Below are 17,470 nucleotides of genomic sequence, written 5' to 3' on the forward strand. Positions count from 1 at the left end.
TCGAGCGGGTCCTCACCGGAATCTCAGGAAGCGGCCCGGGGATTCAAAGGATCAGCACATCCGCGCGGCGCAGGATGCACACGCAAAGGCGGATATCTCAGGAAGGCCTGCCGTGGGCGTCTCGCACATATCGAACCGGTCCGACCAGCCCTTGGAGAGGTGGTCGCGGCGCGGGGTGCTCACCGTGCTGGGCGTGGTCCCGGCCGCGGTGCTGACCGGGTGCGGCGGATCGGCGGACGCCTCGGAGGAAGCGAAGCCGTCGGCGTCGGCGAAGGCCGCCGCGACGAAGAAGCCGGTCGTCTCGGTGAGCCCGGCGGACGACACCAGGAAGGCCGGGTTCGGCGACCCCGTCGAGGTCACCGTCACCGACGGCACGCTCGCCTCCGTCGAGGTCACCGGCAACGACGGCTCCGCGCTGGCCGGGACGTACAACGACGCGAAGACCAGGTGGACGTCGACGCGGAACCCGTACTCGGGAACCAAGTACACGGTCACCGCGCAGGCCGAGGGCGGCGACGCACGGACCGCGACCTTCACCACCAGGTCCCCGGGCGAGACCTTCGTCGGCTACTTCACGCCCGAGGCGGACTCGACCTCCGGCGTGGGCATGCCCGTGTCGGTCAACTTCACGCACGCCGTGTCCGACAAGGCCGCCGTGGAGAAGGCGATCACGGTGACGGCGGAGCCAGCGGTTGAGGTGGTCGGCCACTGGTTCGGCGACACCCGGCTCGACTTCCGGCCGCGGACGTACTGGGCGGCCGGCACGACGATCACCCTCGGCCTGCGGTTGAAGGACGTCCAGGGACAGGATGGTGTATACGGTACGCAGTCGAAGGACGTCACCTTCCACATCGGCCGTGAGCAGATCAGCACGGTCGACCTGGCCGCCAAGGAGATGGTGGTGAAGCGGGACGGCGCGACGTACGCCACCTACCCCGTCTCCGGCGGCGACGCCGACCACACCACCTGGTCCGGGATCATGGTGATCAGCGAGCGGTTCAAGGAGACCCGGATGGAGTCCTCCACGGTCGGGCTCGGCGACGAGTACGACATCTCCGACGTCCCGCACGCCCAGCGCCTCACCACCTCCGGCACCTTCGTCCACGGCAACTACTGGGCGTCCGCCTCGGTGTTCGGCAGCCGGAACACCAGCCACGGCTGTGTCGGCCTGCGTGACGCGAAGGGCGCGGACGACAACTCGGTCGCGGGCTACAGGTTCTACGAGAGCTCGATGCTCGGCGACGTCGTGATCGTGAGGAACTCCGGCGAGCAGACCGTGGATCCGGCCAACGGACTCAACGGCTGGAACCTGTCCTGGGAGGACTGGAAGGCGGGCAGCGCGCTGTAGGGCCGGTCAGGGCGGGGGCACCTCGGGTTCCGGGAAGACACGGGCGACGGCCGCGGTGCGGCTGGAGACGTCCAGCTTGCGGAAGATGTTCTCCAGGTGCTTGCGGATCGTGCTCGGCGCCACCACGAACTGCCCCGCGATGTCCTCGGTCCCCCACCCGTTGGCCACGGCCCGCAGGACGTCGAGTTCGCGCGGGGTGAGCCGCACCGGCTCGCGTCGCCGGCGGGCCGCCTCGCGGTGGACGGCGTCGATGTGCGGACGCAGGAGCTGGAGGGTCAGCCGGTCGCGGTCGCTGAACGGGCGGTCGCGATCACGGGAGACGGAGTACATGCGGATGCGTCCCGGCGCCGTCGGCAGGGCGACGACCATCATGGTGGCGAAGGGCCGCATGTAGTCGGTGTAGAGCGCCGTGTCACGGAACTCCCGGGTCGGCATGTAGTCCGTCAACTGGGCGACCTCCATGTGCCCGTGGCGGCGCTCCACGTCCGCGCAGTGCGGGTGCTGGTGCTTCCACAGCCACCACACCTCGTCGTCCCACTCCGGGTAGGGGCCGCCGTACTGCACCGCCTGGTAGCCCAGCCCCCGGCGGGTGGGGAGGTCGACCTCGCTGAACTCGGCCAGGTCGCAGGAGACCAGTCGCCCCAGCCCCCTGAGGAGGGACGGTGGCGGGAACTCGTCGGATACGTCGTGCCGTGCCTCGTCCACGACGTCGAGCATCAGCCTCAGATGGCGTGCGGTGACGGAATGCCGGCTCATGGCTCCCCCACTTCTTCGGGGCCAGGTCCGACGGTACGCCCGCCCGCGCCCCGGCGAGCCGGCCTCGCGGCACATTCGCGGCTTCATGGGGTGAACTCCCCCGCCCTCGAAGGACTTTCACGGTTACACCTCTTGACGGCCGCAGTGGCCGAGAGCACATTGGGCCCACTTTGAGAGCGCTCTCAGGCGGTTCCGAGCGCGCTGTCGAGTCACCCGCGCATCCCACCCCGTACCCGAGAGGCACACCCCATGAGTGCACCCTCCGGACCATCCAGACGCCGGCGCGCCCTGATCGCCGTACTCTCCACGTTCGGTCTCGCGGCGGCCCTCGCCACGGCCGCGACCCTGCCCGCGAACGCCAACGCGCCCACGCCGCCCACGGGTTGGACGCAGGTCTTCGTCGACGACTTCAACGGCGCCGCGGGCACCGGCGTCAACACCTCCAACTGGCAGTACGCGACCGGCACCGGCTACCCGGGCGGCCCCGCCAACTGGGGTACCGGCGAGGTCGAGACGATGACGAACAGCACGTCCAACGTCTCACTCGACGGCAACGGCAACCTGCGCATCACCCCGCTCCGTAACGCGGCCGGCAACTGGACGTCCGGCCGCATCGAGACCAACCGCACCGACTTCCAGCCCCCGTCCGGCGGGAAGCTGCGCGTCGAGGCACGCATCCAGATGCCCAACGTCACCGGCACGGCGGCCGAGGGGTACTGGCCGGCGTTCTGGATGCTGGGCGCGCCCTACCGGGGCAACTACCAGAACTGGCCGAGCGTCGGCGAGCTGGACATCATGGAGAACGTCCAGGGCATGAACCGCGTGTGGGCCACGATGCACTGCGGCACCAACCCCGGCGGCCCGTGCAACGAGACGACGGGCATCGGCAACAACACCCCGTGTCCGGGCTCGACCTGCCAGTCGGCGTTCCACACCTACACGATGGAATGGGACCGCTCGGTCACTCCGGAGACCATCCGCTTCCTCGTGGACGGCACCCAGTTCCACTCCGTCAACGCGAGCCAGGTGGACGCGACGACCTGGTCCAACGCCACCAACCACGGCTTCTTCATCATCCTCAACGTGGCGATGGGCGGCGCCTTCCCGGACGCGTTCGGCGGCGGCCTGGACAGCGGCACCCAGTCCGGCGTACCGATGACCGTCGACTACGTCCAGGTGCTGTCGGCCGCCGGGAGCGGCACCACGCCGCCTCCGACGGGCTCGCGTGACGCCTACTCGGCCATCCAGGCCGAGTCGTACAACAGCCAGAGCGGTGTGAGCACCGAGACCACCACCGACACCGGCGGCGGCCAGAACATCGGCTACCTCGCCAACGGCGACTGGGCGCTCTACCAGAACGTCAACTTCGGCTCCACGGCGGCCACCCAGTTCGTCGCCCGGGTCGCCAGCGGTGCGGCCTCGGGCGTGAGCGGGCTGGTCGAGGTCCGTCTGGACAGCCGGAGCAACGCGCCGGTCGGGAGCTTCTCGCTGGCGGGCACGGGCGGTTGGCAGACCTGGCGGACCGTGCCGGCGAACATCAGCCCGGTGACGGGCACGCACGACGTCTATCTGACCTTCACGAGCGGGCAGCCGTCGGACTTCGCCAACGTGAACTGGTTCACCTTCGGTCACTGACGCATCACTTGGGTGAGGGGCTCCGCGGGTCGGGGCCCCTCATCGCAGTTCCGCCCGGAACCCCACCGGTGTCTGCCCCGCGTGCAGCTGGAAGAACTTCGAGAAGTTCGCCGCGTCCGGGAACCCCACCGCCGCGCCCACCCGCCCGATCGGCAGGTCGGTGTGCGCGAGAAGCCGTTTCGCCTCCAGGACGACCCGCTTGTCGATGAACCCCTTGGGCGTCTCCCCGGTCGCGGCGCGCACCGCGCGGACCAGGGTGCGGCGGGAGTAGCCGAGGGCGTCGGCGTACGCGCTGACGCTGTGGTTCGTCGCGAAGTCCTTCTCCACCGCGTCCCGGAACAGCGTGAAGGTCGTGTCCGACTGCCCCTGTGCCGCCTCCTGCGAGCTCGCCGCCAGATGGGCCAGGCGCAGCAGGAAGGCCGTCAGGGAGTGGCGGAGCACGGCCGTGTGCAGGCTCAGGGGGAGGGTCGCCGTGTCCTTGTACTCGCGCCGCAGCTGCGCCAGCGCCGCCCCCAGCCCCGCCAGTTGCGCCGTGTCGGGGTGCAGCAACGGCGGCAGGTCGTAGCGGTACAGCCCGGTCGCCTCCACCGTCGCCCGCGGCAGAAAGCCCGGTTGCATGGTGAGGACGGTTCCGCGGTACCCGCTGGCCTTGGAGAAGCGGTGGACCTGGCCCGGGCGGATCCAGAGCACGTCGCCGGCGTACGCCTCGTACTCCGCGAAGTCGATCATGTGGCGGACCGGGCCCTTGTCGAAGAGCATCACGACATGGAAGTCGATCCGGTGGACGCGGTGCAGCGGGGCGTCCGCGTGCCAGGTGCGGTGCGGACCCATCGGGCCGACCTGCATGCCGACGCCGCCGACGCTGAGCTCGATGGGAAAGGGGAAGGTTCTGATCCCGTTCACACCGCCGTCGCCGTCTCCGCCTTGGATGGGTCTGTCCGCCATATCCTACTCGTGCCGCCTTGCTCAAGCCGTCCGTGTCCCACTTTCACCACAGGCTGACACACCTCGACCTTCCCCCGTAAAAGTCAGACTTTTAGATTTGAACGCGTCAGAGCAGCTCCCCCGCTCCAACCGAGGACTTCTTGAAGATGAGCACGCAGACACCGGACAGCTTCGAATGGACCGAACTCGACCGGCGTGCCGTCGACACCGCCCGCCTGCTGGCGGCCGATGCCGTGCAGAAGGTCGGGAACGGACACCCGGGCACCGCGATGAGCCTGGCCCCGGCCGCGTACACGCTCTTTCAGAAGGTGATGCGTCACGACCCGGCGGACCCGGAGTGGACCGGCCGTGACCGGTTCGTCCTGTCCCCCGGCCACACCTCGCTCACCCTCTACACCCAGCTCTACCTGGCCGGGTACGAGGTCGGGCTCGACGACCTGAAGGCGTTCCGGACCCAGGGCTCCAAGACGCCCGGCCACCCCGAGTACGGGCACACCGCCGGCGTCGAGACCACCACCGGGCCGCTCGGGCAGGGCGCCGCCAACGCCGTGGGCATGGCCATGGCCGCCCGCTACGAGCGCGGCCTGTTCGACCCCGAGGCTTCGCAGGGCGAGTCCCCCTTCGACCACACCATCTGGGCGATCGTCTCCGACGGCGACCTGGAGGAGGGCGTCTCCGCCGAGGCCTCCTCCCTCGCGGGCCACCAGAAGCTCGGCAACCTGGTCTTCCTCTACGACGACAACCACATCTCCATCGAGGGCGACACCGCGACCGCCTTCTCCGAGGACGTCCTGAAGCGCTACGAGGCCTACGGCTGGCACACCCAGCGCATCGAGCCCGCCGCCGACGGCGACATCGACGTACCCGCCCTCCACGCGGCGCTCAAGGCCGCCCAGGGCGAGACCGGGCGGCCCTCCATCATCGCGATGCGCACGATCATCGCCTGGCCCGCCCCGAACGCGCGGAACACCGAGGCCTCCCACGGCTCCGCCCTCGGCGACGACGAGATCGCGGCCACCAAGCGCCTCCTCGGCTTCGACCCGTCGCGCGCCTTCGAGGTCGGCGACGAGGTCCTCGCCCACAGCCGCCGGGCCCTGGACCGGGGTGCCGAGGCGCACGCGGCCTGGGACAAGCAGCTCGACGAGTGGCGCGGCGCCCAGCCGGAGCGGGCCGAGCTCTTCGACCGCGTGGTCGCCGGCCAGCTCCCCGAGGGCTGGGAGTCCTCGGTCCCGGTCTTCGAAGAGGGCAAGGCCGTCGCCACCCGCGCCGCCTCCGGCAAGGTCCTCCAGTCCCTCGGCGGGGTCCTGCCCGAGCTGTGGGGCGGCTCCGCCGACCTGGCCGGCTCGAACAACACCACCATCGACAAGAGCTCCTCCTTCCTCCCCGAGGGCAACCCGCTGCCCGAGGCGAACCCGTACGGCCGTACGGTCCACTTCGGCATCCGCGAGTTCTCGATGGCCGCCGAGATGAACGGCATCGCGCTGCACGGCAACACGCGGATCTACGGCGGCACCTTCCTGGTGTTCTCCGACTACATGCGCAACGCCGTCCGGATGGCCGCGCTGATGCAGCTGCCCGTCACGTACGTGTGGACGCACGACTCCATCGGTCTCGGCGAGGACGGTCCCACCCACCAGCCGGTCGAGCACCTCGCGTCGCTGCGGGCCATCCCGGGCCTGAACGTCGTCCGCCCGGCGGACGCCAACGAGACGGCCGTGGCCTGGGCCGAGATCCTGAAGAGGCACGCCACCAGCCCGGCCCCGCACGGTCTCGCGCTCACGCGTCAGGGTGTGCCGACGTATCCCGTGAACCCCGACGCGGCGAAGGGCGGGTATGTGCTGAAGGACTCCTCGTCCGCAGCCGTGGACGTCGTGCTGATCGCCACCGGCTCCGAGGTGCAGCTCGCCGTGGCCGCCCGGGAGCTGCTGGAGGCCGAGGGGCTCGGCACCCGCGTGGTGTCGATGCCGTCCGTGGAGTGGTTCGAGGAGCAGCCCCGCGCGTACCGCGAGAGCGTGCTGCCCCCGGCCGTGAAGGCGCGTGTCGCGGTCGAGGCCGGGATCGGGCTGACCTGGTACCGGTACGTCGGCGACGCCGGACGCATCGTCTCCCTCGAGCACTTCGGCGCCTCCGCCGACGCCAGGACCCTCTTCGCCGAGTTCGGCTTCACCGCCGAGAACGTCGCCGCAGCAGCCAAGGAATCCCTCGCCGCCGCGCGCGGTTGATCCGATCGCCAGAAAGAAGATGATCACTGTGACCGAAGCAACCGCGACCGCGGGAGCACTCAAGCGCCTGTCCGACGAGGGCGTCTCCATCTGGCTGGACGACCTGTCACGGCGGCGGATCGAGTCCGGGAACCTCGCCGGACTCGTCGAGAACAAGAACGTCGTGGGTGTCACCACCAACCCGTCCATCTTCCAGGCCGCCATCGGCTCCGGCGAGGGGTACGAGGAGCAGCTGACCGACCTCGCGCTGCGGGGCGTCACGGTCGAGGAGGCCGTCCGGATGATGACGACGGCCGATGTGCGTGCCGCCGCCGACATCCTGGCTTCCGTGTACACGGCGTCGAACGGTCGCGACGGCCGGGTCTCCATCGAGGTCGACCCCCGCCTCGCCCACAACACGCCGGCGACCGTCGCCGAGGCCAAGCAGCTCGCCTGGCTCGTCGACCGTCCGGGCGCCATGATCAAGATCCCGGCGACGAAGGCCGGCCTCCCCGCGATCACCGAGGTCATCGGCCTCGGCATCAGCGTCAACGTCACGCTGATCTTCTCGCTGGAGCGCTACCGCGAGGTCATGGACGCCTACCTGGCCGGTCTGGAGAAGGCCGCCGCGAACGGCGTCGACCTCTCCACCATCCACTCCGTCGCCTCCTTCTTCGTCTCCCGCGTCGACTCCGAGATCGACAAGCGGCTCACCGTCCTGGGCACGGACGAGGCCCTCGCCCTCAAGGGCAGGGCCGCGCTCGCCAACGCACGGCTCGCCTACGAGGCGTACGAGGAGGTCTTCGACGGTGAGCGCTTCACCGCCCTCGCGGGCGCCAGGGCCAACAGGCAGCGCCCGCTGTGGGCCTCGACCGGTGTGAAGGACCCGGCGTACAAGGACACTCTGTACGTCGACGAGCTGGTCGCGCCCGGCACCGTCAACACGATGCCGGAGGCGACGCTGAACGCCACCGCCGACCACGGCCGGATCACCGGCGACACCGTCACCGGCGGCTACGCCCAGGCACGCGCCGACCTGGCCGCCGTGGAGGCTCTCGGGATCTCGTACGACGAGGTCGTGCAGCAGCTGGAGGACGAGGGCGTCGCCAAGTTCGAAGCGGCCTGGAACGACCTGCTGGCCACCGTCACCAAGTCGCTGGACAGCAAGGGGGTGGACGCGGAATGAGCGAGACCCCCGCCGACGAGATCGTCGAGGCCGTCACGACCGGCAACACCGTCGTGGCGGACGAGGCCTTCGACTGGGTGAACCCGCTGCGCGACGCCGGCGACCGGCGCCTGCCCCGCATCGCCGGTCCGTCCGGGCTCGTCATCTTCGGTGTCACCGGTGACCTGTCCCGCAAGAAGCTGATGCCGGCCGTCTACGACCTGGCCAACCGCGGCATGCTGCCGCCGGGCTTCTCGCTCGTCGGGTTCGCCCGGCGGGACTGGGAGGACCAGGACTTCGCGCAGGTCGTGCACGACTCGGTGCGCGAGCACGCGCGGACGGAGTTCCGTGAGGAGGTCTGGCAGCAGCTCGCCGAGGGCATGCGGTTCATCCCCGGTGACTTCGACGACGACACCGCCTTCAAGCAACTGCGGTCCGCGGTCGACGAGTTGGATGCCTCCCGGGGCACCAGCGGCAACTACGCCTTCTATCTCTCCGTACCGCCGAAGTTCTTCCCGAAGGTCGTCCGGCAGCTGAAGAAGCACGGACTGGCCAAGGCCCCTGAGGGCTCCTGGCGGCGCGCGGTGATCGAGAAGCCGTTCGGCAGCGACCTGGCCAGCGCGCGGGATCTCAACGCGCTCGTGCACGACGTGTTCGACCCGGAGCAGGTGTTCCGGATCGACCACTACCTCGGCAAGGAGACCGTCCAGAACATCCTGGCGCTCCGCTTCGCCAACCAGATGTACGAACCCGTCTGGAACCGGTCGTACGTGGACCACGTGCAGATCACGATGGCCGAGGACATCGGCATCGGGGGCCGCGCCGGCTACTACGACGGCATCGGCGCCGCCCGTGACGTCATCCAGAACCACCTCCTCCAGCTCATGGCCCTCACCGCCATGGAGGAGCCGATCGCCTTCGACGCCGAGTCGCTGCTCACCGAGAAGCTCAAGGTGCTGAAGTCGGTGCGGCTGCCGGAGAAGATCGGCGAGCACACCGTGCTGGCGCAGTACGCGGAGGGCTGGCAGGGCGGCGCGAAGGTGCCCGGGTACCTCCAGGAGGAGGGCATCGACCCCCAGTCCAAGACGGACACGTACGCGGCCATCAAGCTGGAGGTCGACAACCGGCGCTGGGCGGGCATCCCGTTCTATCTGCGCACCGGCAAGCGCCTGGGCCGCCGGGTCACCGAGATCGCGGTCGTCTTCAAGCGCGCCCCGCACTCCCCCTTCGACTCCACGGCCACCGAGGAGCTCGGGCAGAACGCCATCGTCATCCGCGTCCAGCCGGACGAGGGCATGACGGTGCGGTTCGGCTCCAAGGTGCCGGGCACCTCGATGGAGATCCGGGACGTCTCGATGGACTTCGCCTACGGCGAGTCGTTCACCGAGTCCAGCCCGGAGGCGTACGAGCGACTCATCCTGGATGTCCTCCTGGGCGACGCCAACCTGTTCCCCCGTCACCAGGAAGTGGAAGAGTCCTGGAAGATCCTCGACCCGATCGAGGCGTACTGGGCACGGCACGGCAAGCCGGCGCAGTACGCGTCGGGCAGCTGGGGTCCGAAGGAAGCCGACGAGATGCTCGCACGAGACGGACGGAGCTGGCGCAGGCCATGAAGATCGACCTGACCGACACCACGGCAAGCAAGATCAACAAGGCGCTGGTGCAGGGGCGGCGCGCCATCGGCACCCCTGCCGTGGGCATGGTCCTGACGATGGTCATCGTCACGGACGAGGAAAACGCCTACGACTCGATCAAGGCGGCCGAGGAGGCCTCGCACGAGCACCCCTCGCGCACCCTGGTCGTCATCAAGCGGCACGCCCGCACCCCGCGCGACCGCACCAGCTCGCGCCTCGACGCCGAGGTCCGGGTGGGCGCCGACGCCGGCACCGGCGAGACCGTGATCCTGCGGACCTACGGCGAGGTCTCCGACCACGCCGACTCCGTCGTGCTGCCGCTGCTGCTGCCGGACGCGCCGGTCGTGGTGTGGTGGCCGGTGGAGGCCCCGGACAACCCGGCGAAGGACCCGCTGGGCGCCCTGGCGCAGCGCAGGATCACCGACCTGTACGCCGTGGAGAACCCCCTGGACGTACTGAAGGCCCGGGTCCGTTCCTACTCGCCCGGCGACACCGACCTCGCCTGGACCCGGCTCACACCGTGGCGTTCGATGCTGGCCGCCGCCCTCGACCAGGCCCGCGCGAAAATCACCTCCGCGGCCGTGGAGGCCGAGGAGGAGAACCCGGCCGCCGAGCTGCTGGCCCGCTGGCTGGAGGCCCGCCTCGGCGTCAGCGTCAACCGCGTGGTCACCGACGGTCCGGTCGTCACGGCCGTCCGGCTGGGCACCGCGAACGGCGAGATCGTCATCGACCGCCCCGAGGGCCCGCTGGCCACGCTGTCGCTGCCCGGCCAGCCCTCGCGCACCCTCGCGCTGAAGGTCCGCACCACCTCCGAACTGATCGCCGAGGAGCTGCGGCGCCTCGACGCGGACGAGATGTACGCCGTCGCCCTGCGGGGCGAGGCCACCAAGGAGAACGGCTGATGTCCGACACCCCGAACCTCACCCGGCGGCCCGAGTGGACCGCCCTGGAGGACCACCGCGCCGAGGGGCTCTCGCAGCTGCGGGAGTTGTTCGCGACGGACCCGGGACGCGCGGAGCGGTACGTGATGCGCGTCGGCGATCTGCGCATCGACTACTCCAAGCACCTGATCACGGACGAGACGCTGGCCCTGCTCCAGGAACTGGCCACCGCCACCGACGTGTTCGGCCTGCGTGACGCCATGTTCCGCGGCGAGAGGATCAACCTCACCGAGGACCGGGCCGTCCTGCACACCGCGCTGCGCGCCCCGGCCGACGCGGTCGTCGAGGTCGACGGCGAGAACGTCGTGCCGCAGGTGCACGCCGTGCTCGACAAGATGGGCGACTTCGCGAACCGGGTCCGCTCCGGCGAGTGGACCGGCCACACGGGCCGCCGTATCCGCAATGTCGTCAACATCGGCATCGGCGGCTCCGACCTGGGCCCGGCGATGGCGTACGAGGCGCTGCGCGCGTTCACGGACCGCTCGCTCACCCTCCGGTTCGTCTCCAACGTCGACGGCTCCGACCTCCACGAGGCCACCCGCGACCTGGACCCGGCGGAGACGCTGTTCATCGTCGCGTCCAAGACGTTCACCACCATCGAGACGATCACCAACGCCACCTCGGCCCGCTCCTGGCTGCTCGACGGCCTCGGCGGCGACGAGAAGGCGGTCGCCCGGCACTTCGTGGCGCTGTCGACGAACGGCGGCAAGGTCACCGAGTTCGGGATCGACCCGGACAACATGTTCGAGTTCTGGGACTGGGTCGGCGGCCGCTACTCGTACGACTCCGCGATCGGCCTCTCGCTGATGATCGCCATCGGTCCGGACCGCTTCCGGGAGATGCTCGACGGCTTCCGTATCGTCGACGAGCACTTCCGCACCGCCCCCGCCGAGGCCAACGCCCCGCTGCTCCTGGGCCTGTTGGGCATCTGGTACGGCAACTTCCTGGGCGCCCAGTCGCACGCGGTACTGCCGTACAGCCACTACCTGTCGAAGTTCACGGCGTACCTCCAGCAGCTCGACATGGAGTCCAACGGCAAGTCGGTGCAGCGCGACGGCCGGCCCGTCGACTGGCAGACCGGACCGGTGGTGTGGGGCACGCCCGGCACCAACGGGCAGCACGCGTACTACCAGTTGATCCACCAGGGCACCAAGCTGATCCCGGCGGACTTCATCGGCTTCGCCCGGCCCGTGGCCGAGCTGAGCGACGAACTCAAGGCGCAGCACGACCTGTTGATGGCCAACCTGTTCGCGCAGGGGCAGGCGCTGGCGTTCGGCAAGACACCGGACGAGGTGCGTGCCGAGGGTGTCCCCGAGGAACTGGTCACCCACAAGACGTTCAAGGGCAACCACCCCACCACGACGATCCTGGCGAAGGAACTGACCCCGTCGGTCCTCGGTCAGCTGATCGCCCTGTACGAGCACAAGGTGTTCGTCCAGGGCGCCGTCTGGAACATCGACTCCTTCGACCAGTGGGGTGTCGAGCTGGGCAAGGTGCTCGCCAGGCGGGTCGAGCCCGCCCTCACCGAAGGCGCCGAGGTACCCGGCCTCGACGCGTCAACCGCCGCCCTCGTGGCCGCATACCGTGAACTGAAGGAAGTGCGCTGACATGACGTCGATGCAGCTCGGCCTCATCGGCCTCGGCAAGATGGGCGGCAACATGCGCGAGCGGGTCCGCCGCGCAGGACACACCGTCATCGGCTACGACCGCAACCCCGAGGTCTCCGACGTGGCGAGCCTCGCCGAACTCGTCGAGAAGCTCGAAGCCCCCCGCGTGGTCTGGGTGATGGTGCCGGCCGGCGGCCCGACCCAGTCCGTCGTCGACGAGCTCGGCGACCTCCTCTCCCCCGGCGACACGGTCGTCGACGGCGGCAACTCCCGCTGGACGGACGACGAGAAGCACGCCGAGGAGCTCGCGGCCAAGGGCATCGGCTTCGTCGACGCCGGTGTCTCGGGCGGTGTGTGGGGTCTGACGAACGGCTACGCCCTCATGGTCGGCGGCGACGCCGAGCACGTCGCGAAGGTGCAGCCGGTCTTCGACGCGCTCAAGCCCGAAGGCGACTTCGGCTTCGTCCACGCGGGCAAGGTGGGCGCCGGGCACTTCGCGAAGATGGTCCACAACGGCATCGAGTACGCGATGATGCAGGCCTACGCCGAGGGCTGGGAGCTCCTGGAGAAGGTCGACTCCGTCACCGACGTGCGCGAGGTCTTCCGGTCCTGGCAGGAGGGCACGGTCATCCGTTCCTGGCTGCTGGACCTGGCGGTCAACGCCCTGGGCGAGGACGAGCACCTGGACAAGCTGCGCGGTTACGCGGAGGACTCCGGCGAGGGCCGGTGGACCGTCGAGGCGGCCATCGACAACGCGGTACCGCTGCCCGCGATCACGGCCTCCCTGTTCGCGCGGTTCGCGTCCCGTCAGGACGACTCGCCGCAGATGAAGATGATCGCGGCGCTGCGCAACCAGTTCGGCGGCCACGCCGTCGAGTCGAAGGAGTAGCGCACCGTGGGGGATCTTCTGCTGGTCCGCCACGGAGAGACGGAGTGGAGCGTGTCGGGCCAGCACACCAGCTGGACCGACCTGCCCCTCACCGGGCACGGTGAGGAACAGGCCAAGGCCCTCGCTCCGCTTCTCTCCGGACGGGCCTTCGCCTCCGTGCTCAGCAGTCCGCTGGGCCGTGCGATACGCACCGCCGAACTCGCCGGTCTGTCAGGGGTGTCGCCCTATGACGACCTCCATGAGTGGGACTACGGCGGCTACGAAGGCGTCACCACCGTCGACATCCACCGGACCCGGCCCGACTGGTACCTGTGGACCGACGGCGTGCCGCCCGGCCCCGAGGGTCACCCCGGTGAGTCGCCCGCCGAGGTCGGGGCACGCGCCGACCGGGTGCTGGCCCGGGTGGACGCGGCGCTCCCGGACGGGGACGTGGTCCTCGTGGCGCACGCCCACTTCCTGCGGGTGCTGACGGCTCGCCGGCTGGGTCTGGTGCCCGCCGACGGACGGCTCTTCCAGCTGGCGACGGGCACGGTCAGCCGGCTGTCCACGGAACACGGCCGACCGGTCATCGCCGAGTGGAACACCCGGCCGTAGAGGCCTGACCCGCCCTCCGGGCCCTGGCCCGGAGGGCGGTCCCACAGGCGCTCGCCCACGCCCGGTCCGGGCGGTCAGCCGCCCGTGACGCCGTGCTGTGCGGCCAGCCGCACGGGGGCGTTCTGGGCACCGTAACCGCGGTAGCCGTCGCGCTGGACGAGTTCGAAGAAGACCCGGCCGACCGTGCGGGTGTAGCAGTGGCGGAACTCGCCGTACGCGTCCCGGTCGTAGAGGATGCCGAGCTCGCGGTACGTCTCCAGCTCGCCGTCGGCGAACGCGAAGCGGGCGGCGAGGTCGTCGTAGTAGTTCGCGGGGATCGGCAGGACGCGGCCGCCCGCGTCCCGGAAGCGGCGGACCGCCGTGACCACGTCGTCGGTGGCGAACGCGATGTGCTGGGCGTGCACCGTGTCGTCCGTGGGTGCCGCGCCGACACTCAGCGCGATCCGGACGCTGCCGTCCGGGTTGGTCACCGCCCGGCTGCGCATCAGGCCGTACGGGTCGGCGACGTCCACGCTCTCCTGCGCGTGCAGCCCGAGCACACTGCGGTGGAACAGCGCCGCCTCGTCGAACTGGTGCCAGGGCTGGACGAGGGCCAGATGGTCGATGCGCCGCACGCCCGCCGCCCCGGCCTCGTGCGGCACGTCCTCGAAGTCGGCCCGCCAGTTGGGCAGTTCGGGACGGCCGGTCGCGCAGAAGAAGAGTTCCGTGCCGTCGGGCGCCGCGACGGCGTCCAGCGGGGCGTCCTCCGCGGCGCGGCGGCGGGGCAGGACCGGGGCCAGCAGGGACTCGGCGCGCCGGGCCGCACCCGTCGGGTCCGGGGACTCCAGGCCGATCGCGGCGAGGCCCGTGCCGTCGCGGCGGCCGGCCGGGCCGGTGTTCAGGAGCAGTCGGGCCTCGCCCTGCTGCCACAGGTCCACCGGCTTGCTGCGGTGGCGCGCGGTGCGGGCGAAGCCCAGCGCGCCGAGCACCGCCGTGACCGGCCCGGCATCGGGTGTGACCAGCTCGGCGAAGGCGACGCCGGTGGGGACGACGGGCTCGGGCAGGGGTGCGACGCCGACCGCCTCCTGGAGCGCCAGCAGCGAGCGGTGCGCGTCCACGGCCGTCGGTCCGGCGTCGGCCTGTCGGTAGACGTCGTTGAAGACTTCGAGGGAGAGCGGACCGTCGTAGCCGGTATGCAATACACGGCGTACAAGATCCGCCACATCGAATCCACCCTGCCCGGGGAAGCAGCGGTAGTGGCGGCTCCACTGCAGGACGTCCATCGCGAGCAGTGGGGCGTCGGCGAGCTGGAGGAAGAAGATCTTCTCGCCGGGGATGTCCGCGATGGCTTCGAGGCTCTTGGGTTCGGAGCCCCGCGAGAGGATGTGGAAGCTGTCCAGGCAGGTGCCGAGCGCCGGGTGGTCGGCCGCGCGGACGATCTGCCAGGCGTGGTCGTAGGTGCTCACATGCCGGCCCCACGCCAGTGCCTCGTAGGCGACCTTGATGCCGAACTCCCGGGCCAGGTCGGCCAGTCGGCTCAGCTGTTCGGCGGCGAGGGCGTCGTCGTCCACGGCGAGGGGGTGGACGCTGGAGCAGACGAGGACCGTGTCGGTGCCGAGCCGGCCCATCAGCTCGAACTTGTGCCGGGCCCGGCGCAGGTTGCTCGCGAACTGCTCCTCGGGCACCGCCTCCATGTCCCGCATCGGCTGGTAGAGGTCGATGCCCAGACCGAGGTCGGCGCAGCGGGCGCGGATCTCCTCGGGGGTGAGGGGGCTGGCCAGGAGGTCGTTCTCGAAGATCTCCACGCCGTCGAAGCCGGCCCGGGCGGCGGCCGTGAGCTTCTCGGTGAGGGACCCGCTGAGCGAGACGGTGGCGATGGACGTACGCATGGGACAAGCTCCTTCGACCTGCGGTCCAGCGCCCCGTCAGGGGCGCGGGGCTGTGTACATATGCGGCTCCGCCGCGGGGCGCGACCAGCCATTGACGGCCCGCAGCATCGATACGATCTAGCCCGCCGAGCTCTCGACGACCCCGGCCATCTCCGCGATGTCGGCCAGCATGCGAACTCTGTCGGGCTCACGCCCGGTGAACAGACGGAACGCGTCCACGGCCTGGAACACCGCCATCCCGCCCCCGTCCAGAGTGGCGCAGCCAACCGCGCGGGCGGTGCGCAGGAGTTCGGTCTCGAGGGGGCGGTAGACGACCTCGGCGACCCACAGGCCGGGGTGCAGGAGTTCGGCGGCGAAGGGGAGGCCGGGGTGGGCGGCCATGCCGGTGGGGGTGGCATGAACGATTCCGTCGGCGCTCGCGAGCAGTTCCGGGAGCCGGTCCGGGGTCGCGTGGGCGGCCCGGCCTTCGCCGAAGTGGCGGTTCAGGGAGGCGGCGAGGCCGGCGGCCCGGTCGGCCAGCGCGTCCACGACCGTGACCCGCTCCGCGCCGAGGGTGAGCGTGGCGTGCGCGACGGCCGCTCCCGCGCCGCCCGCGCCCAGCTGGACGACCTTCTCCAGCGGCACGTCGGGCAGGCCACGGGCGAAGGAGGCGGCGAAACCGGTCACGTCGGTGTTGTGGCCGATGGCCCGGCCGTCCTCGAAGACGACGGTGTTGACCGCGCCGAGCGCCTCGGCCTGCGGGGAGAGCGCGTCGAGGTGCTCGATGACCAGCTGCTTGCAGGGGTGGGTGATGTTGAGCCCGTCGAAGCCCGTGTCCCGGGCGGACCGCAGCAGATCGCCGACCGCTTCCGGGCCGACGCCGAGGACGTCGATGTCGATGAGCCGGTACAGATAGCGCAGACCCTGGCGGTCGGCCTCCCGCTCGTGCAGGGCGGGGCTGAGCGAGGGGCCGATGCCCGCACCGATCAGTCCGACGAGATACGAGTCCTTGGCCACGGGCGGACCTCCTGAGCGGCTCACTAATGTACGAACTAGTGAGTTAGTCATAGCACCCGGAAAGCACGCTTGGGAAGCCCTGGCCCGCCGCGCGGGGCGAGCGGGCTTCTAGAATCGCGGCACTGGCCGCCACCCGAAGGAACCCGATGACCAGCGTGGAAGAACCGGCACGACCCAACGGGCGCACCCGTGACGCCGCGCGCACCAAGGCCGAGATCCTGGACGTCGCGACCCGCGAGTTCGCCCGGGTCGGTTTCGCGGGGGCCCGGGTCGACGACATCGCCGCCCTCACCAGCACCACGAAGCGGATGATCTACTACTACTTCGGCGGCAAGGAGCAGCTGTTCACGGCCGTCCTGGAGCGGGCGTACGGCGTGATCCGGGAGGCCGAGCAGGAGCTGGACGTCGAGCACCTGGACCCGGTCGCGGCCATCCGCAAGCTCGCCGAGGTCACCTTCGACCACCATGAGCAGCACCCCGACTTCATCCGCCTGGTCAGCATCGAGAACATCCACGAGGCCGAGCACATCGCCGCCTCCGAGAAGCTCGGCAAGATCGGCTCGCCCGCCCTGGACGTGATCCGCCGGATCCTGGAGTCGGGCCAGAAGTCCGGCCTGTTCACGGCCGACGTGGACGCCGTCGACCTGCACGCGATGATCAGCTCCTTCTGCTTCTTCCGGGTCGCCAACCGGCACACCTTCGGCGCCCTGTTCGGCCGCGACCTCATCGCCCCCGCACAGCGCGAGCACTACCGGAACATGCTGGGCGACATGGTGATCGCCTACCTGACGGCGGAGCGCATCGCCGACTGAAGATCCTTCGGCAGGGCCTCTTGACACGTGGGAAACGCGAGCGCAACATCCCTACCCAAGCGCTACTAACTACCTAGTG

General features: G+C 70.3%; 14 protein-coding genes. 10 read left to right on the forward strand and 4 right to left on the reverse strand.

Going from position 1 to position 17,470, the window contains the following annotated elements:
- The first annotated feature begins 112 nt into the window (after positions 1 to 112).
- Positions 113 to 1,348, forward strand: a complete 1,236-nt coding sequence (locus tag ACIOHP_RS42665; protein WP_401896024.1) for an Ig-like domain-containing protein — start codon at positions 113 to 115, stop codon at positions 1,346 to 1,348.
- Between the two features lie 6 nt (positions 1,349 to 1,354).
- On the opposite strand, the gene ACIOHP_RS42670 is transcribed toward ACIOHP_RS42665, so the two are convergent.
- Positions 1,355 to 2,104 (reverse strand): helix-turn-helix transcriptional regulator, encoded by a 750-nt coding sequence (locus ACIOHP_RS42670; RefSeq protein WP_361543621.1) that lies wholly within the window; start codon positions 2,102 to 2,104, stop codon positions 1,355 to 1,357.
- 249 nt (positions 2,105 to 2,353) lie between these two features.
- On the opposite strand from ACIOHP_RS42670, the gene ACIOHP_RS42675 reads away from it, so the two are divergent.
- Positions 2,354 to 3,739, forward strand: coding sequence for a glycoside hydrolase family 16 protein (locus ACIOHP_RS42675; RefSeq protein WP_401896026.1), 1,386 nt, complete (start codon positions 2,354 to 2,356; stop codon positions 3,737 to 3,739).
- A gap of 39 nt (positions 3,740 to 3,778) precedes the next feature.
- Here the strand turns inward: ACIOHP_RS42675 and ACIOHP_RS42680 are convergent, their stop codons facing one another.
- A complete protein-coding gene (locus ACIOHP_RS42680) occupies positions 3,779 to 4,684 on the reverse strand; it encodes a helix-turn-helix domain-containing protein (RefSeq protein WP_401896028.1) in 906 nt (301 codons plus the stop codon).
- Between the two features lie 146 nt (positions 4,685 to 4,830).
- On the opposite strand from ACIOHP_RS42680, the gene tkt reads away from it, so the two are divergent.
- From tkt to ACIOHP_RS42715, 7 genes are read left to right on the forward strand one after another with little or no spacing between them, the layout of a single operon-like run.
- Positions 4,831 to 6,906, forward strand: a complete 2,076-nt coding sequence (gene tkt / locus ACIOHP_RS42685) for a transketolase (RefSeq protein ID WP_401896030.1) — start codon at positions 4,831 to 4,833, stop codon at positions 6,904 to 6,906.
- Between the two features lie 19 nt (positions 6,907 to 6,925).
- Entirely contained in the window at positions 6,926 to 8,071 is a 1,146-nt protein-coding gene (gene tal, locus ACIOHP_RS42690; protein ID WP_401896032.1) for a transaldolase, read from the forward strand.
- A complete protein-coding gene (gene zwf, locus ACIOHP_RS42695; protein ID WP_401896034.1) occupies positions 8,068 to 9,663 on the forward strand; it encodes a glucose-6-phosphate dehydrogenase in 1,596 nt (531 codons plus the stop codon). The genes tal and zwf overlap by 4 nt, the downstream gene beginning before the upstream one ends.
- On the forward strand, positions 9,660 to 10,586 hold the full coding sequence (gene opcA / locus ACIOHP_RS42700) for a glucose-6-phosphate dehydrogenase assembly protein OpcA (protein WP_401896037.1): 927 nt from the start codon (positions 9,660 to 9,662) through the stop codon (positions 10,584 to 10,586). The genes zwf and opcA overlap by 4 nt, the downstream gene beginning before the upstream one ends.
- Entirely contained in the window at positions 10,586 to 12,232 is a 1,647-nt protein-coding gene (pgi, locus tag ACIOHP_RS42705; RefSeq protein WP_401896039.1) for a glucose-6-phosphate isomerase, read from the forward strand. The genes opcA and pgi overlap by 1 nt, the downstream gene beginning before the upstream one ends.
- 10 nt (positions 12,233 to 12,242) lie before the next feature.
- Entirely contained in the window at positions 12,243 to 13,121 is an 879-nt protein-coding gene (gene gnd / locus ACIOHP_RS42710) for a phosphogluconate dehydrogenase (NAD(+)-dependent, decarboxylating) (RefSeq protein ID WP_327722668.1), read from the forward strand.
- Positions 13,122 to 13,127: 6 nt separating this feature from the next.
- Positions 13,128 to 13,715: a histidine phosphatase family protein gene (locus ACIOHP_RS42715; RefSeq protein ID WP_401896041.1), complete on the forward strand. Its 588-nt coding sequence runs from the start codon at positions 13,128 to 13,130 to the stop codon at positions 13,713 to 13,715.
- 74 nt (positions 13,716 to 13,789) lie between these two features.
- Here ACIOHP_RS42715 and ACIOHP_RS42720 read toward each other — a convergent pair whose 3' ends face one another.
- Positions 13,790 to 15,583, reverse strand: a complete 1,794-nt coding sequence (locus ACIOHP_RS42720; protein WP_401896043.1) for a bifunctional sugar phosphate isomerase/epimerase/4-hydroxyphenylpyruvate dioxygenase family protein — start codon at positions 15,581 to 15,583, stop codon at positions 13,790 to 13,792.
- A 117-nt stretch (positions 15,584 to 15,700) separates the two neighbouring features.
- Entirely contained in the window at positions 15,701 to 16,579 is an 879-nt protein-coding gene (locus tag ACIOHP_RS42725; protein WP_401896045.1) for a shikimate dehydrogenase, read from the reverse strand.
- Positions 16,580 to 16,725: 146 nt separating this feature from the next.
- Here ACIOHP_RS42725 and ACIOHP_RS42730 point away from each other — a divergent pair, with 146 nt between their 5' ends.
- Positions 16,726 to 17,391, forward strand: coding sequence for a TetR/AcrR family transcriptional regulator (locus tag ACIOHP_RS42730; RefSeq protein ID WP_361543654.1), 666 nt, complete (start codon positions 16,726 to 16,728; stop codon positions 17,389 to 17,391).
- Positions 17,392 to 17,470: the final 79 nt, after the last annotated feature.

It is taken from the genome of Streptomyces sp. NPDC087859, assembly GCF_044742595.1.
GTDB lineage: Bacteria > Actinomycetota > Actinomycetes > Streptomycetales > Streptomycetaceae > Streptomyces > Streptomyces canus_F.

Bases quoted from the DNA above. Each gene is read 5' to 3' on its own strand.
- ACIOHP_RS42730 (WP_361543654.1), top strand. From the start codon at position 16,726: ATGACCAGCGTGGAAGAACCGGCACGACCCAACGGGCGCACCCGTGAC.
- zwf (WP_401896034.1), top strand. From the start codon at position 8,068: ATGAGCGAGACCCCCGCCGACGAGATCGTCGAGGCCGTCACGACCGGC.
- ACIOHP_RS42680 (WP_401896028.1), bottom strand. From the start codon at position 4,684: ATGGCGGACAGACCCATCCAAGGCGGAGACGGCGACGGCGGTGTGAAC.
- gnd (WP_327722668.1), top strand. From the start codon at position 12,243: ATGCAGCTCGGCCTCATCGGCCTCGGCAAGATGGGCGGCAACATGCGC.
- tkt (WP_401896030.1), top strand. From the start codon at position 4,831: ATGAGCACGCAGACACCGGACAGCTTCGAATGGACCGAACTCGACCGG.
- ACIOHP_RS42670 (WP_361543621.1), bottom strand. From the start codon at position 2,104: ATGAGCCGGCATTCCGTCACCGCACGCCATCTGAGGCTGATGCTCGAC.
- opcA (WP_401896037.1), top strand. From the start codon at position 9,660: ATGAAGATCGACCTGACCGACACCACGGCAAGCAAGATCAACAAGGCG.
- pgi (WP_401896039.1), top strand. From the start codon at position 10,586: ATGTCCGACACCCCGAACCTCACCCGGCGGCCCGAGTGGACCGCCCTG.
- ACIOHP_RS42675 (WP_401896026.1), top strand. From the start codon at position 2,354: ATGAGTGCACCCTCCGGACCATCCAGACGCCGGCGCGCCCTGATCGCC.
- ACIOHP_RS42720 (WP_401896043.1), bottom strand. From the start codon at position 15,583: ATGCGTACGTCCATCGCCACCGTCTCGCTCAGCGGGTCCCTCACCGAG.
- tal (WP_401896032.1), top strand. From the start codon at position 6,926: ATGATCACTGTGACCGAAGCAACCGCGACCGCGGGAGCACTCAAGCGC.